Below are 15,867 nucleotides of genomic sequence, written 5' to 3' on the forward strand. Positions count from 1 at the left end.
CGCCACCATTCGCCACCCCTTCGAATGAACTCGCCTGCCGCCGAACACGATTCACTTGACATGCGACGAACCAGGGTCGGCGGAGTGTTGCGCGCCGAGGCGCGCGCGACGGGCCGCACCACCGTGCCCACCACCGCACACCGCCCTGGGCCACGGAGTGTGACGATCGAGCTCCGATTCGTAACCACCGGCGCGTTCGACCCGTTGGAGGGGGCATGGGCTTCACGATCGGCGGCATTCGTGAGATGCGGTCCGGCTCGCGCCGCCGCGTCCGCACCACGGAGTGCACAGCGGTGGCCGAGTACACAGGGCTGTGGGGCTGGGACGTGGTCCCGGGAGCGCGGGCCGCCTCCGGCCAGTGCTCCTGCGGCGATCGCGGCTGTACTGCTCCGGGTGCGCATCCGCTCTCGTTCGCCGAGGCGGTCCCGGCGGGCGCGGGCCTGGACGACGCGACGAAGACGTGGTCGCGGTATCCGGGGGCGGCTTTGATGCTCCCGGTCGGCCGCGCCTTCGACGTGATCGAGGTCGCCGAGCCGGTGGGGCGCCTGGCGCTGGTCCGCTTGGAGCGGATGGGGCTTCCGCTGGGTCCGGTCTGTGTGACGCCGACGGAGCGGGCGCGGTTCTTCGTGGCGCCGGGCGCGGCGGCGGAGCTGCCCCAGCTGTTGTACCGGATGGGCTGGGACGACGCCGACCTGGATCTGCGGGCGCTGGGCGCCGGCACGTACGTCACGGCCCCGCCGTCGGACCTGGGCGGTCTCGGCCCCGTGCGCTGGCTGCGCCCTCCGACCCTGGACACGGCGGGCTCCCCGCCCCAGGCCCGCCTGCTGCTCGGCACCCTGGCCTACATCTGCCACCGCAGCCACACCTGTCGCCGGTCTTCCTGAGCAACGCTTCGGGCCCCGCGCGCTGTCGCGTGCGGGGCCCGAAGGAGTCCGGGGCAAGGGGCCGTGGCCCCCGGCCGGGGTCAGTCGCCGATCAGGGCGTCGACGAAGGCGGCCGGCTCGAAAGGCGCCAGGTCGTCCGGGCCCTCCCCCAGGCCGATCAGCTTGACCGGAACGCCCAGCTCGCGCTGGACCGCGATCACGATGCCGCCCTTGGCCGTGCCGTCGAGCTTGGTCAGGACGATGCCGGTGATGTCGACGACCTCGGCGAAGACGCGGGCCTGGACCAGGCCGTTCTGACCGGTGGTGGCGTCGAGGACGAGCAGGACCTCGTCCAGCGGGCCGTGCTTCTCGACGACGCGCTTGACCTTGCCGAGCTCGTCCATGAGGCCGGTCTTGGTGTGCAGGCGGCCCGCGGTGTCGATGAGGACGACGTCGGCGCCCTCCGCGATGCCCTCCTTGACGGCGTCGAAGGCGATCGACGCCGGGTCGCCGCCCTCGGGGCCTCGGACGGTCCGGGCACCGACCCGCTCGCCCCAGGTCTGGAGCTGGTCGGCGGCGGCGGCGCGGAAGGTGTCGGCGGCGCCGAGGACGACCGAGCGGCCGTCGGCGACCAGGACCCGGGCCAGCTTGCCGGTGGTGGTGGTCTTGCCGGTGCCGTTGACGCCGACGACCATGACGACGCCGGGGGTGCCCGGGTCGCTCTCGGTCTTCACCGAGCGGTCGAAGTCGGTGCCGAGGAGCGCGATGAGCTCCTCGCGGAGCAGGCTCTTCAGCTCCTCGGGGGTGCGGGTGCCGAGCACGCGTACCCGCTCGCGCAGCCGGTCGACGAGCTCCTGCGTGGGGGCGACGCCGACGTCGGCGGTGAGGAGCGTCTCCTCGATCTCCTCCCAGGTGTCCTCGTCGAGGTGCTCGCGGGACAGCAGGGTCAGCAGACCCTTGCCCAGCGAGTTCTGGGAGCGGGCGAGCCGGGCCCGGAGCCGTACGAGACGGCCCGCTGTCGGCTCGGGAATCTCGATCTCGGGCGCGGGGGGCGCGGCGACGACGGGGTCCTCGACCGCGACCGGCGTCTCGACGGCCTCTTCGGCCGTCGGGAGGTCGACCTCTTCGATGGTCCGGCGTGGTTCGTCCCGCGGTGTCTCCGCCTCGTCGCCGACGTGCGGTTCGGCGGGCGGAGCGGTGATGGTCGGCGGGGTGGACGGTGCCTCGGCCGGCGGCAGCCGCTTCTTCTTGCGGCCGCTGACGACGAGGCCGGTGACAACGCCGACCGCGAGCAGAGCGATGACTACGGCAAGGATGAGGAATTCCATGGTCCACCCAGTATGCGCGACGTCGTACGCGCCGATCGGGCGCTCCGGGCGTCTTCCGGGGGTGTGTCCGTCCCGGGCGCGGACCGCAGCCCGACTCGCCTTCGGGCCGAAATGTACGATGTGGGCATTCCCCACACCTCTGCCCGGAGCTCACCCATGTCTCATGCCTCCGACCCCGAGGGCGCGATGTCCGAAAGCGCCGTCGAGACCCGTGGCCTCGAACCCGTCCCCGACGCCGAGCGCACCGGGCACGTACGCGAGCTGTTCCCGACCTGGGTCGCGGCCAACATCAGTGTGCTCCTTCTCACGATGGGCGCCGGACTGATCGTCTTCAACGGCCTGAACTTCTGGCAGGTCCTGGTGGTCGCGACGGCCGCGCCGGTCCTGTCGTACGGGATCGTCGGCCTGATATCCATCGCCGGGAAGCGCGGCGGTTCGCCGGGCATGGCGCTGTCGCGGGCCGTGTTCGGACAGCGCGGAAACCTTTTGCCCGGCTCGCTGATCTGGGTGGCGCGCTGGGGGTGGGAGACCATCAACGCGGTCACCGGCGCCTATGCCGTGCTGACCGTCCTCGACCTGCTCTTCGGCGTCGAGTCGAACACCGCGCTGATCGTCGTCACGCTGCTGCTCTTCGTCGCCTGCACCTTCCTCGTCTCCGGGCTCGGCATCAACGCGCTACGGGTCTGCAGCAAGTGGTCGACGTACCTCTTCGGCGCCTTCTCCGTCCTCGTGCTGGTCCACCTGATCGCGAACACGGACTGGTCGGCGGTCTTCGACAAGCCGGCCGGTTCGACGGCGATGATGATCGCGGGCATCGGCACCATCGCGGCGGGCGGCATCAGCTGGGTCCCCTCGGGCCCCGACTTCACCCGCTACCTCCCCCGTACCGCCTCCTCCACGGCGATGGTCGGCTCCACGATCGGCGGCGCGGGGATCGTCGTGCTGCCGATGGTGCTGATGGGCGCGGTCATGGCGGTGGCGACGCCCGGTCTGGCCTCGGCGCAGGACCCGGTGTCCTTCATCGGTGAGCTGCTGCCGGCCTGGATCTCCGTCCCGTACCTGCTCATCGCGCTGATCGGCATGCTGCTGATCAACTCGATGTCGATGTACTCGGCCGGGTTCACCGCGCAGACGCTCGGCATCAAGGTGTCGCGGGCGGCGGCGGTGAGCGTGAACGCCGCGATCAGCCTGGTCTTCGGCTTCCTGCTGATGGTGGTGGCGACCAGCTTCATCGGCTCGTTCATCTCCTTCCTGACGCTGCTCGCGGTGGCCTTCTCGGCGTGGATCGGCGTCTTCGGCGTCGACATGCTGCGCCGCCGGTCGTACGACGGGGTGGCGCTGATGGACACCACGCGGACGAGCGCCTACTGGTACCGGGGCGGTTTCGCCTGGCAGGCGATGACGGCCTGGGCCGTGGCGCTGGTCGGGGGTCTGCTGTTCACCAAGGTCGACTGGTTCTCCGGTCCGCTGGCCTCCTCCTGGATCGGTGAGAACGGACTCGGCTGGGCGGCGACGATCGTGGTGGCGGCGGTGCTGTACGCCGTGCTGCCGCGGAACGCGGCGCGGGCGCCGGCCCGGTCCGTCGAGGACCGCGAGACCGTCTCGGCCGTTTCCATCTGACGCAACGTCAGATAACGTCCCCCTTCGTCGGTCTCAGGCCCGCCCGCCCGCGGAGGGGGACTTCCCATGCCCTTCACAGTCGTACGGTTCAATCTCATCGATCCCCGCGCCACCCCCGATTCCCTGTCGGAGCGCTACCGCGCCGCCCTCGCCATGGCCGCCTACGCCGACGAGCACGGGATCGACACGGTCCAGACCGAGGAGCACCACGGGGCCGTGAACAACTGGCTCCCCTCCCCCTTCGCCTTCGCGGGCGCGGTCTTCGGCGCGACGAAGAGGATCGCCGTGACCGTCTCCGCGATCATCGGACCGCTGCACGACCCGCTGCGGCTCGCCGAGGAGATCGCGGTCCTCGACCTGCTGAGCGGGGGCCGTCTGGTGACGGTGGCGGGGATCGGCTACCGGCCGGAGGAGTACGAGGAGCGCGGGGTCGACTGGGGCCGGCGCGGCCGGCTGCAGGACGTCCTCCTGGAGACGCTGCTGACGGCTTGGTCCGGCGAGCCCTTCACGTATCAGGGCCGTACGGTACGGGTCACTCCGCGGCCCTTCACACAGCCGCATCCGCTCCTGCTCGTGGGCGGGTCCTCGAAGGCGGCGGCGCGGCGGGCGGCCCGGCTGGGTCTGCCGTTCTTCCCGAGCGCGCACCTGCCGGAGCTGGAGACGTACTACCGGGAGCGGTGCGCGCAGTACGGCACCGAGGGCTGGACGATGATGCCGGCGAAGGAGACACCGCTGCTGCACCTCTCGGAGGATCCGGACCGGTCCTGGGAGCTGTACGGGGAGCACTTCCTGCACGAGGCGCGGACGTACGCCTCCTGGCAGTCGAAGGACATCCGCTCGGCGGTGCGCTCGACCGCGACGACGGTGGCGGAACTGCGCGCCGAGGGGGTGTACCGGATCGTCACGCCGCGGGAGTGTCTCGCGCTCGGCCTGGAGAGTCTGGTGCTGCATCCGCTCTGCGGCGGGATGCCGGTGGAGGAGGCCTGGCGCGGTCTGCGGCTGTTCGGGGAAGACGTACTGCCCCGGCTCGGGGCGTAGGTGCCTGAGCCGGGGCAGTTCTCGTGGTCGAGGAGAGGGGCAGCGGGGATTAGCCCATCTCCTCCAACGCCTTGCCCTTGGTCTCCTTGACGTACTTGAGCACGAAGGGGACGGAGAGCACGGCGAAGATCGTGTAGATCACGTAGGTGCCGGAGAGGTTCCAGTCCGCGAGGGACGGGAAGCTCGCGGTGATGGCCCAGTTGGCGATCCACTGGGCGGAGGCGGCGACACCGAGGGCGGCGGCGCGGATCCGGTTGGGGAACATCTCACCGAGGAAGACCCAGACCACCACGCCCCAGGAGAGGGCGAAGAAGAGCACGAAGACGTGGGCGGCGACGAGCGCCACGACGCCCTGGGTCTCGGGCAGCTTGCCGTCGACGAGGTCGGCGGAGAACGCCCAGGCCTCGAAGGCGAGGGCGACGGCCATGCCGACGGAGCCGACGAGCGCGAGCGGCTTGCGGCCGACCCGGTCGACCAGGACCATCGCGATCACGGTGCCGACGATGTTGATGATCGACGTGGTGAACGAGTAGAAGAACGAGCTGGACGGGTCGATGCCGACCGACTGCCAGAGCGTCGCGGAGTAGTAGAAGGCGACGTTGATGCCGACGAGCTGCTGGAAGACCGAGAGTCCGATGCCGACCCAGACGATGGGGAGCAGCTTGAAGCGTCCCCCGGCGACGAGCAGGTCCCGGAAGGTGGACTTGTGCTCGCGCCGCATGGCCTGCTCGATCTCGGCGACGCGGTGGTCGAGGTCGACGCTGTGGCCCTCGACCTCGGCGAGGACCTCCTTGGCCTTGTCGACCTTGCCGACTGAGATCAAAAAGCGCGGGGACTCGGGGATCGCGAAGGAGAGCAGACCGTAGAGCAGGGCGGGGACCACCATCACGCCGAGCATCCACTGCCAGGCTTCGAGGCCGCCGATCTCACCGCGCTGGTCGCCGTCGGCGAGCTGCAGGATGCCGTAGTTGACCAGCTGGGAGATGGCGATGCCGATGACGATGGCGGCCTGCTGGAAGGAGCCGAGGCGGCCCCGGTAGGCGGCGGGGGCGACCTCCGCGATGTACGCGGGGCCGATGACCGACGCCATGCCGATGGCGAAGCCGCCGACGATCCGCCAGAGGGCGAGGTCCCAGAGCGCGAAGGGCAGGGCCGAGCCGACGGCGCTGATGGAGAACAGCACGGCGGCGATCTGCATGCAGCGGATGCGACCGATCTTGTCGGCCATCCGGCCGGCGGTCGCGGCACCGATGGCGCAGCCGATCAGGGCGATGGCGATGACCTGGGCCAGCGTGCCCGAGCCGATGTCGTAGCGGTCCCGGATAGCCTCGACGGCGCCGTTGATGACGGAGCTGTCGTAGCCGAAGAGGAAACCGCCCATCGCGGCGGACGCCGTGATGAAGATGACGTGGCCGAGGTGGTCCGGGTGGGCGGCTCGGCCTTCGGAAGGCGGCGGCGTGGGCGCCTGCGCGGTGCTGGTCACATGGACTCCTGGAGGCTCCGGCAGCGTCGCCGGTGCGTGGGGGGCGAGCCCTTCCAGTGGCGCACAACTTCACGCCGCCCACCACTTGAAGGTAAAAGCAACGTTGCAGAGACTATTCGTTCAAGTTTCGAAGTCAAGAGGCGGGCTCCCGTGAATCTCAGGAGACGGCAAAGGACCTTGCGTTCAAGCTTTGAACATCGTCGGCAAGAGCCGCCTACCGCAGGCGTTGGCCGATGACCTTGGATACCCCGTCGCCCTGCATGGAAACGCCGTAGAGCGCGTCCGCGACCTCCATCGTCCGCTTCTGGTGCGTGATGACGATGAGCTGCGAGGATTCCTGCAGCTCCTGCATGATCCGGATCAGCCGCTGGAGGTTGGTGTCGTCGAGGGCCGCCTCCACCTCGTCCATCACGTAGAACGGGCTGGGGCGGGCCTTGAAGATGGAGACGAGGAGCGCGACGGCGGTCAGCGAACGCTCGCCGCCGGAGAGCAGCGAGAGCCGCTTGACCTTCTTGCCCGGCGGGCGGGCCTCCACGTCGACGCCGGTGGTGAGCATGTTGTCGGGGTCGGTCAGGATGAGCCGCCCCTCGCCGCCGGGGAAGAGGCGCGAGAAGACGCCCTGGAACTCACGGGCGGTGTCCCGGTACGCCTCCGTGAAGACCTGCTCGACGCGTACGTCGACCTCCTTCACCACCTGGAGGAGGTCGGCCCTCGTCTTCTTCAGGTCCTCAAGCTGCTCGGACAGGAACTGATGGCGCTCCTCCAGCGCCGCGAACTCCTCGAGGGCGAGCGGATTCACCTTTCCGAGCTGCTGATATGCCCGTTCGGCGGTTTTGAGCCGTTTCTCCTGCTCCGCCCGTACGAAGGGCCGGGGCTGGTTGCGCGGGTGCTCCGGATCCTCCGGGAGCTCCTCTCCCTCGGCGGGCGGTGACGGCGGTACGAGCTGATGGGGGCCGTACTCGGAGACGAGACCGGCCGGCTCGACCCCCAGCTCCTCCAGGGCCCTGGTCTCCAGCTGCTCGATCCGCAGGCGCTTCTCCGCGCCGAGGACCTCGCCCCGGTGGACGGAGTCGGTGAGTTTGTCGAGCTCGGCCTTCAGTTCGCGGCCCCGGCCGCGCGCGGCGGCCAGCCCCTGCTCGCGGGCGTTCTTGGCGGCTTCCGCGAGCGCGCGCTCCCGTTCGGCCCGGACCAGGGACACCTCGATGTGGGCCAGGAGCCCGCGCGCTCCGGCGGCGACGGCGGTGGCGACCTCGGCCTCGTGGCGCATCCGGGCGCGGCGCTGCTCGGCACGCGCGCGTGCCTCGCGTTCGGCGCGGGCGGCCCGGTCGAGGGAGTCGGCGCGGCCGGCGAGGCCCTTGACGCGTTCCTCGTGGGTACGGAGCTGGAGCCGGGCCTCCATCTCGGTCTGGCGGGCGTTGGCGCCGTCGGCGGCGAGCCGGTCACGGACGGAGGTGTCCGGCTCCTCCTCCGCCGGGGTCTCCTCGGCCACGAGCAGTCGCTCGGTCAGCTCCTCGGCCTCGTACAGCGCCTTCTCCAGCGCCTCCTCGGCGCGGGCGACGGCCGCGGCGGTCCGCTCGGCCTCGCCGGCGGCTCCCCGCGCCTGCCCCGCGAGCCGGCCGAACTCCTTGGCGACGGCCGACTTCTCCCGGTCCGCGGCCCGGCGGCGCTCGGCCAGCTCCTCGACGAGCGCGGCGGCGGCGCGACGGCGTTCGGTGGCCTCCCGCTGGGCGGCGGCCAGCTCCTCGCACCGTACGGCCAGCTCCTCCAGCTCGGCCGCGGCTTCGTCGACGGAGGCCTGCACCTCCAGGAGGCTGGGCGCCCCGGCGGAGCCTCCGTGGGCGAAGTGCGCTCCGAGCAGGTCGCCTTCGGCGGTCACGGCGGTGAGGTGCGGGTGCGCGCGGACCAGTTCCTCGGCCTCCTCCAGCGTCCCGACGACGACGATCCCGTCGAGCAGCCGGCGTACGGCGCCCATGAGTGCGTCGGGTCCGCGGACCAGGGAGACGGCGTGCGGGTACGGGTGCGCCGCAGGACTCGGGGAGGGCGCGGGCCCGTGGGCGGGCAGGGTGGCTCGGCCCGCGGCCGACGCGGCGTCCGGCGCGGGCCCGTCCGTGCGGGAGGCGGGTGTCCGGGGCTCGGCGGCCGCGGTCGCCTGCGGCGACGGAGAGGGCCCCGCCTCCGGGCCCATCGTGGCGGCGGGCCCGTACGCCTCCGCTCCCGTCAGGAGCAGCGCCGCGCGGCCCGCGTCCTGCTTGCGCAGCAGGCGCAGGGCCTCGACCGCCGAGGCGGGGCCGGAGACGGCGAGGGCGTCCGCCGCCGCGCCGAGGGCGGCGGCGAGGGGGATCTCGCACCCGGGGGTGACCGTGAGCAGCTCCGCGGCAGGACCGAGCAGTCCGCCCAGGCTGTCGCGCGCACCGAGCAGCGCGCCCGTACCGTCCTTGCGGCGCAGGCCCAGGGAGAGCGCCTCGTGCCGGGCCCGGGTCGCGGCCCGGCGGCGGTCGGCCTCGGTGGCGGACTCGCGGGCGGCCGTGAACGCGGCCTCCGCCTGGGCGAGGTCCCGGCGGGCGGCTTCGTACCGCTCCCCCAGCTCCGTGTCGTCCGCTTCGAGCCCGTCGACCTCGGCCTTGAGCTGTTCGTACTCCTCCTGCGCGGCGACCGCCCGTTCCCGGGCCTCGTCCCTGGCGGCGGCGAGGCGGTCGATCTCGGCCTGGGCGGACGCTGCGCGCGAACGGGCCGCGTTGACCTGGCCGTGGAGCCGGGCGAGCCCCTCGCGCCGGTCGGCGATGGCGCGGGCCACGTCCTTGAGCCTGCGTTCCTCGGCCGCCAGCTCGCGTTCCAGGTCGGCGCGGTGGGCGACCGTGTCCTCCAGGGCCCGCTCGGCGGCCTCCAGCGCGGCCGCGAGCTCCGCCTCCTGCTCGCGGATACGGGCGGCCTCGCGTTCCATGTCCTCCGGATCGCGTCCGCGACGCTCCTCGGGTGGCTGGGCGGTCGCGCTCTTCACGCGCGCGTCGGCCAGCGAGACGGTGCCCCGCACGCGCTCGGCGAGCTGGGAGAGTTCGTACCAGGTCTGCTGTCCGAGCTGGAGTCGCGGGGCGAGGCGGCGCACCTCGTCCTCCAGGTCCGCCTCCGTCGCCAGCGCCGCCTTCAGCTCGCGCTCGGTGCTCTCCTTGCGCTCCTTGAGGGCGGCCTCGTCGGCGACCTCGGCCTCCAGCGCCTCCTGGAGTCTTACGAGATCGTCGGAGAGGAGCCGCAGACGGGCGTCGCGCAGGTCGGCCTGGATGACGGCGGCCCGGCGGGCGACCGCGGCCTGCCGGCCGAGCGGTTTGAGCTGCCGCCGCAGTTCGTCGGTGAGGTCCTGCACGCGCGCGAGGTTGGCCTGCATCGCGTCCAGCTTCCGCAGCGCCTTCTCCTTGCGCTTGCGGTGCTTGAGGACGCCGGCCGCCTCCTCGATGAAGGCGCGGCGGCCCATCGGGTCGGCGTGCAAGACGGAGTCGAGCTGACCCTGGCCGACGATGACGTGCATCTCGCGGCCGATGCCGGAGTCGGAGAGCAGGTCCTGGATGTCCAGGAGCCGGCAGGTGTCGCCGTTGATCTGGTACTCGCTGCTGCCGCCCCGGAACATGATCCGGGTGATCGTGACCTCGGCGTAGTCGATGGGCAGCGCGCCGTCGGAGTTGTCGATGGTGAGCGAGACCTCGGCGCGGCCGAGCGGCGGCCGGCCGGTCGTGCCGGCGAAGATGACGTCCTCCATCTTGCCGCCGCGCAGCGACTTGGCACCCTGCTCCCCCATGACCCAGGAGAGCGCGTCCACGACGTTCGACTTGCCCGATCCGTTGGGGCCCACGACGCAGGTGATTCCGGGTTCGAACCGCAGCGTGGTGGCGGAGGCGAACGATTTGAAACCGCGGAGGGTCAGGGCCTTGAGATGCACGCATCCTGACTCTACCGGGGCGCGTGCGTTTCACCCATGAAGGCGCAGGGCAGACCCTCCAGCAAGGCTGGACGGACGGGGGGCACAGGGCGAGGCGCCCGGGAGCTCGACGGGGCTCAAGAGAGAAGGGACGCCGAAGCGTCCCTTGCAATGTCCCGCTGTGCTGGCGAGAGTGTTTCTCACCTGGCCCTGTGGGCTGAGGCGTCAGGTGAGCGCAGGCTCCGCCTGGGGAACGTCGAGGTCAATGCTGTTCAGCAGCGACTCTCCGTGCTGAGCGGCGGCGGCGTTGAGCGCGTCGTTCTCGGACTGAATCCGTACAAGCTCGGACTCGAGGTCCTGGACGCGCTGCTGAAGCCGTCGCATCTCGGCGAGGAGTCGCGGGTCGGAGCCGCCGACGTAACCGAGAAGCGCCTTTGCCATGATGGATGGTCCTCCACACTGAGTGACCGACCGAAGCGGTGTGGGTCGTGAGGGATTTCGCACCCGCGGTGCTCGGCAGTACATCTTGTCGTGCCGGATTTACTGCCAAACAGCTAAGGTGCGCGGGGCTTCCAGAGTCTCACCAAAAAGTTTGACGGTCAACACGATCACGCCCCGTATCCAGGGGCGACCGGGGGGCTGCGGTCGGCGGAACGGCCGACGGCGCCTCTCGACACGGTGCCTCGGGGGCTATGGAGATCATCCTTGCGCGCCACGCCTCGCAAGGCAAGACCTTCTCGGTAACCACCAGGTCGTTCCCACTTCAGCTGGGCTTCTTCGAACGTCCGCCCGGAGGGCTCCGGGGACCAGTGGGCGGAGCCCTGTCGGCAAGATCGTCAGCGGATCGCGAAGCCGTCGTACCCGCCGCGCGGGGTGTCCCAGATCTCAGTGACGCCGTCTACGCGCCCGGGAGTGTCGTCGGACCGGAGCCAGTCGAGGAGACGGTGGCAATTCTCACTCGGCCCCTCGGCCACGACCTGGACCCGTCCGTCGTCGAGGTTGAGGGCGAAGCCGACGAGGCCTCCGATCTCCAGCGCGTTTGCCCTGGTGAACCAGCGGAAGCCCACTCCCTGTACTCGGCCGCGCACCCAGGCGGTCAGCCGTACGTCTTCGTTCATGGCTGCACGCTAACGGTCCGATTGCCCGAGGAGCACACCAGCCCCGCGCGTCATGGCGTACAGTCCCGACCGGACGAGCCTCACCCGTTCGGACGCGCCCCGGGAGACGGACCGCGTCACGGAGGTGACACGGGCCCGTCGCAGTCTCCACAGAAGCAAAGATCAGCAAACAGGTCGTCAGGAAGGCAGAGCAATGGGACGCCATCGTCGCTCCGGCGCCGCGCCCGCCGCAGAAGAGTACGCGGCCGGTTCGGACCGCCGGCACCCGGGTGCCCGCAGCAAGAAGCGGGGCATGCCGGTGCGCACCGGTCTGCTCGGCGCCTCGGCCGCCGTGGCGGTCGGCGCGGTCGCCGTCGCCGCGGGCCTGCTTCCCGGCGGGGACACCTCCACGGTCGGCAGCGCAGGCTCGGAGAAGCAGCGGCAGACCCAGTCCCGGCAGGCCCCGGAGCTGACGACACAGGGTGGATCCTCGGCGACCCCGACGAACGGGTCCTCGAACCCGGCGCCGGGGTCCTCGACCCCGGCCGAGGGCTCCGCCAGGACGTCCTCGCCCTCCGCCACCCCCTCCCCTTCCGCGACCCCGTCGAAGGCCCCGGCCAAGACCCCGGCGAAGACCCCCGCGCCGAAGCCGTCGAAGACGGCCGCGACGGTCACACCGAAGAAGCCGGCGGCCCCGAAGCCCACGCCGGCACGCACCCGCACGGCCACCCCTGAGCCGACGCCGCCCAAGCCGGCCCCGCCCAAGCCGACGCCGCCGAAGCCCAAGCCGCCGAAGCCCAAGCCGGCCCCGACGACCGAGAAGCCCGTCGTGCGACCCCCGTCCACACCGACGGTCTCCCGCGACGCGGCCGCCGAGGCGGAGGTCGTCCGCCTGGTCAACGTGGAGCGGGCCAAGGTCGGCTGCACCCCGGTCAACTCCGACGCCCGGCTCGCGGCCCTCGCCGACGCCTTCAGCGAGGACATGGCCCGGCGCGGTTTCTTCGACCACACGGACCCCGACGGGGCCACCCCGTGGGAGCGCGCCGCCCGGGCGGGCATATCGGGCATGGCCGGCGAGAACATCGCCCGCGGCCAAGTGGACGCCGCGGCCGTGATGGCCTCGTGGATGAACAGCGACGGCCACCGCGCGAACATCCTGAACTGCGACTACCGGACCATGGGCGTCGGCGTCCACTTCGCCGCCGGCGGCCCGTGGTGGACCCAGGACTTCGGCTTCTGAGCCGTACGGACCGAGCCGCGAGGACACAGCGAAGGGCCCCGTCACCGGTCGGTGACGGGGCCCTTCGCTGTGAGTCGCCGTGTCGGCGGGATCAGGCGGCGGACCTGCCGGTCACGAAGGTGCGGGCCGTCTCGGCGACGCGGCGGCCGAGGTGTTCGGCGGTTGCGAGGTCGGCCTTGTGGACGCCCTCCGGGCCCAGGTCGTTGTGGGTCTGGGCGGCGGCACCGGAGAAGAAGCCGAGGCGGTTGATGTCGTTCTCGGAGGCCTCGGTGGTGTTCCAGCCCGGCTTCAGGCCGAGGTTCACCCACGTCATGCCGTGCTGGGCGGCGAGGGTCTGGAAGAACTGCAGCGTGTGCAGCTTGTCGCCGCTCTTGGATGCGGAGTTGGTGAATCCGGCGGCCAGCTTGTCGATCCAGGCGTCGGTGAACCAGCGCTTCGAGGTCTCCTCGGCGAACGTGTGGAACGCGCCGGAGGCGGTGCCCATGTAGGTGGGCGAACCGAAGACGATCGCGTCGGAGGCGTCGAGCAGCTCCCACTGGGCGTCGGTGATCTCGTCGACCTTGATCAGGTGCACGGTGGCGCCGGCCTCGGCCGCACCGGCGCGGACGGCGTCGGCGACGACGGCGGTGTGGCCGAAGCCCGAGTGGTAGGCGATGGAGACGACGGGCGTGGTCATGGTGGGGCTCCTCATCGGCAAGCGGAACGACAAGAAGTAGAGCACTAACTTCTGGTTAGCGCAACCTGCGATATTGCGCACCCTGACAGTCAGCGCTGCGTACGCGTATGGTAGAGGTCATGAATGACGACCTCGTGTTCGACGTGTTCGCCCGTGCCTGCGCTTCGCGCGAGACGCTGGAGCATGTGACGGGCCGCTGGGGCTCGCTCACCCTGGGGGCGCTGTACGAGGGCTCGTTCCGCTTCAACGAGCTGCGCCGCAGGGTCGACGGCGTCAGCGAGAAGATGCTGTCGCAGACGCTGCACGCGCTGGAGCGCGACGGGCTCGTCCACCGCGAGGCGCAGCCGACCAATCCGCCGCGCGTCGACTACCGGCTGACACCCCTGGGACGCGAGATCGCGGAGCAGCTGCGTGGCCTGATCGACCTGGTCGAGGGCCGGATGCCGCAGGTGCTGGCGGCGCGCGGGAACTACGACGCCGAGCGCACCCCCGCCGCACCCTGACGGGCGGACGCCGTCAGACCCGGACGCCGACCGGGGCCGCGGCGCGCGGCGGTCGCTGGCAGCGCGGGCAGAAGTAGCTGGACCTGTTCATCCAGGGGCGGCGGCGCATCGGCGTACCGCAGCGGCGGCACGGCTCGTCCTCGCGCCCGTAGGCGTCCAGGGAACGGTCGAAATAGCCGGACTCGCCGTTCACGTTGACGTAGAGGCTGTCGAAGCTGGTCCCGCCGGCGGCGAGGGCCGCGTTCATGACGTCCCGTACATGGCCGAGGAGTTCGGCGGAGCGCGGCCGGGTGAGGCTCGCGGTGGGGCGGTCGTAGTGCAGTCGGGCGCGCCACAGCGCCTCGTCGGCGTAGATGTTGCCGACCCCGCTGATGAGCGACTGGTCGAGCAGGGCCCGCTTGACGGTCGTACGGCGCAGGCGCAGGGCCGCCTGGAAGGCGGCGTCGTCGAACTCCGGGTCCAGCGGGTCGCGCGCGATGTGCGCGATGACGTCGGGCAGACCGTCGGGGGTGTTGTCGTGCAACGAGAGCCCGCCGAAGGTGCGCTGGTCGACGAAGCGCAGCTCCGTGCCGAGGGCGTCGTCGAACCGGACGCGGATGCGCAGATGCTTCTCGTCCGGGGCGTTCTCGGGCTGGACGAGCAGCTGGCCGCTCATGCCGAGGTGCCCGAGGACGGAGAAGCCGGAGTCCGCGAGCGGGATCCAGAGGTACTTGCCGCGCCGCCGGGCGGTTCCCAGACGGTGCCCCGTGAGCCGGGCGGCGAAGTCCGCGCCGCCGGCCGGATGCCTGCGGACGGCGCGCGGGTGGAGCACCTCGACCTCGCCCACGGTCCGCCCGTCGACCCAGCGCTCAAGACCGCGCCGTACGACCTCGACCTCGGGCAACTCGGGCACGGGACGCCTCCGCGGGGGTAGGGGAACGACCTTCGAACGACCTTCGAAGCCTATCGCCCGGTCGGGGAAGCCCGGGAAGCCCCGGGGAAAGGCGACGACCCCGCCCCCGGCCCTGGCGGGCCGGCGGGGCGGGGTCGTCGGGAAACGGTGGGCGTCAGGCCGAAGCCTGGTCCGCGGGATGGTCCGTGGGCCGGTCCGTCGACCGGTCGACGGAGGAGTCCGGGGACTCGTCCGTGGTGGAAGAGATGTCGGCGACCTCTTCCGTTCCCGCTGCCGCGGCGGCCTCCGCCGCCGCCAGGCGCTCGTCCGCCGCCGCGCGGATCGCACGCCACGCGGACTCGGCGGCCTGCTGCTCCGCTTCCTTCTTGCTGCGGCCGGTGCCGGTGCCGTACGAGACACCACCGACGCGGGCGGCAGCGGTGAAGGTCTTCTCGTGGTCCGGTCCCGTCTCGGAGACGAGGTACTCCGGGACGCCCAGACCCTCGGCCGCGGTGAGCTCCTGGAGGCTGGTCTTCCAGTCCAGTCCTGCACCGAGGTTCGAGGACTTCTCGATCAGCGGGTCGAAGAGCCGGTGCACCAGCTCCGATGCCGCGTCGAGGCCCTGGTCGAGATAGACCGCACCGATCACCGCTTCCAGGGTGTCGGCGAGGATGGAAGCCTTGTCCCGGCCGCCCGTGCCCTCTTCGCCCCGGCCGAGCCGGATGAAGGAGCCGAGTTCGAGGCCGCGGCCGACCTCCGCCAGCGCACGCGAGTTGACCACCGCGGCCCGCAGTTTGGCCAGCTGGCCTTCCGGCAGGTCGGGGTGGGTGCGGTACAGCGTGTCCGTGACCACCAGGCCGAGCACGGAGTCCCCGAGGAACTCCAGCCGCTCGTTGGTGGGCAGGCCGCCGTTCTCGTACGCGTACGAGCGATGCGTCAGCGCACGCACCAGAAGGGCGGACTCGAGCTGATACCCGAGCCGCCCTTCCAGAAGCGTGTGGGACGAGGCATTGTCCGTCTTGTTGTCCGTCTTGGGGGACTCAGACATTGCGCCTCTCACCAGCCACTCAGACCGAGAGGACCTGGCGCTTGTTGTAGGTGCCGCAGCTCGGGCACGCGATGTGCTGCTGCTTCGGCTCCTGGCAACGCTCACACGAAACCAGGGTGGGGACCGCAGCCTTCCACTGCGACCGGCGGTGGCGCGTGTTGCTGCGCGACATCTTCCGCTTCGGAACAGCCAC

At 71.3% G+C, this 15,867-nt stretch carries 14 protein-coding genes; 5 read left to right on the forward strand and 9 right to left on the reverse strand.

Translation table 11 applies throughout. The features are described from left to right. The first annotated feature begins 215 nt into the window (after positions 1-215). On the forward strand, positions 216-884 hold the full coding sequence (locus tag IE136_RS28645; protein WP_158990936.1) for a bifunctional DNA primase/polymerase: 669 nt from the start codon (positions 216-218) through the stop codon (positions 882-884). Between the two features lie 80 nt (positions 885-964). Here the strand turns inward: IE136_RS28645 and ftsY are convergent, their stop codons facing one another. Next, positions 965-2,191: a signal recognition particle-docking protein FtsY gene (gene ftsY, locus IE136_RS28650; protein WP_158990934.1), complete on the reverse strand. Its 1,227-nt coding sequence runs from the start codon at positions 2,189-2,191 to the stop codon at positions 965-967. Positions 2,192-2,347: 156 nt separating this feature from the next. Between ftsY and IE136_RS28655 the strand changes: the two genes are divergently transcribed. Beyond that, positions 2,348-3,811, forward strand: a complete 1,464-nt coding sequence (locus tag IE136_RS28655) for a cytosine permease (protein ID WP_189601780.1) — start codon at positions 2,348-2,350, stop codon at positions 3,809-3,811. A gap of 66 nt (positions 3,812-3,877) precedes the next feature. After that, positions 3,878-4,849 (forward strand): LLM class flavin-dependent oxidoreductase, encoded by a 972-nt coding sequence (locus tag IE136_RS28660; RefSeq protein ID WP_189601781.1) that lies wholly within the window; start codon positions 3,878-3,880, stop codon positions 4,847-4,849. Positions 4,850-4,898: 49 nt separating this feature from the next. Here IE136_RS28660 and IE136_RS28665 read toward each other — a convergent pair whose 3' ends face one another. From IE136_RS28665 to IE136_RS28680, 4 genes are all read right to left on the reverse strand, one after another. Continuing rightward, positions 4,899-6,332, reverse strand: coding sequence for a sugar porter family MFS transporter (locus IE136_RS28665; protein ID WP_158990928.1), 1,434 nt, complete (start codon positions 6,330-6,332; stop codon positions 4,899-4,901). Between the two features lie 214 nt (positions 6,333-6,546). Beyond that, a complete protein-coding gene (locus IE136_RS28670; RefSeq protein WP_189601782.1) occupies positions 6,547-10,260 on the reverse strand; it encodes an SMC hinge domain-related protein in 3,714 nt (1,237 codons plus the stop codon). Positions 10,261-10,464: 204 nt separating this feature from the next. Further along, entirely contained in the window at positions 10,465-10,680 is a 216-nt protein-coding gene (locus IE136_RS28675) for a hypothetical protein (RefSeq protein WP_158990924.1), read from the reverse strand. A 395-nt stretch (positions 10,681-11,075) separates the two neighbouring features. Beyond that, on the reverse strand, positions 11,076-11,357 hold the full coding sequence (locus tag IE136_RS28680; RefSeq protein WP_158990922.1) for an acylphosphatase: 282 nt from the start codon (positions 11,355-11,357) through the stop codon (positions 11,076-11,078). A gap of 193 nt (positions 11,358-11,550) precedes the next feature. Here IE136_RS28680 and IE136_RS28685 point away from each other — a divergent pair, with 193 nt between their 5' ends. Continuing rightward, positions 11,551-12,576 (forward strand): CAP domain-containing protein, encoded by a 1,026-nt coding sequence (locus IE136_RS28685; RefSeq protein ID WP_189601783.1) that lies wholly within the window; start codon positions 11,551-11,553, stop codon positions 12,574-12,576. A gap of 91 nt (positions 12,577-12,667) precedes the next feature. Here the strand turns inward: IE136_RS28685 and IE136_RS28690 are convergent, their stop codons facing one another. Beyond that, positions 12,668-13,252, reverse strand: a complete 585-nt coding sequence (locus IE136_RS28690; protein WP_158990918.1) for a flavodoxin family protein — start codon at positions 13,250-13,252, stop codon at positions 12,668-12,670. A gap of 119 nt (positions 13,253-13,371) precedes the next feature. Here IE136_RS28690 and IE136_RS28695 point away from each other — a divergent pair, with 119 nt between their 5' ends. Next, positions 13,372-13,755, forward strand: coding sequence for a winged helix-turn-helix transcriptional regulator (locus IE136_RS28695; RefSeq protein WP_162467840.1), 384 nt, complete (start codon positions 13,372-13,374; stop codon positions 13,753-13,755). Between the two features lie 13 nt (positions 13,756-13,768). On the opposite strand, the gene mutM is transcribed toward IE136_RS28695, so the two are convergent. The 3 genes from mutM to rpmF all read right to left on the reverse strand — a co-directional run bounded on the left by mutM (position 13,769) and on the right by rpmF (position 15,867). Next, positions 13,769-14,647 carry a bifunctional DNA-formamidopyrimidine glycosylase/DNA-(apurinic or apyrimidinic site) lyase gene (mutM, locus tag IE136_RS28700; RefSeq protein ID WP_158990914.1) on the reverse strand — a complete coding sequence of 293 codons (879 nt, stop codon included), beginning with the start codon at positions 14,645-14,647 and terminating at the stop codon, positions 13,769-13,771. Between the two features lie 154 nt (positions 14,648-14,801). Then, a complete protein-coding gene (gene rnc, locus IE136_RS28705; protein ID WP_158990911.1) occupies positions 14,802-15,674 on the reverse strand; it encodes a ribonuclease III in 873 nt (290 codons plus the stop codon). Positions 15,675-15,693: 19 nt separating this feature from the next. After that, positions 15,694-15,867 (reverse strand): 50S ribosomal protein L32, encoded by a 174-nt coding sequence (gene rpmF / locus IE136_RS28710; RefSeq protein WP_030496967.1) that lies wholly within the window; start codon positions 15,865-15,867, stop codon positions 15,694-15,696.

It is taken from the genome of Streptomyces lateritius (assembly GCF_014649715.1).
GTDB lineage: Bacteria > Actinomycetota > Actinomycetes > Streptomycetales > Streptomycetaceae > Streptomyces > Streptomyces lateritius.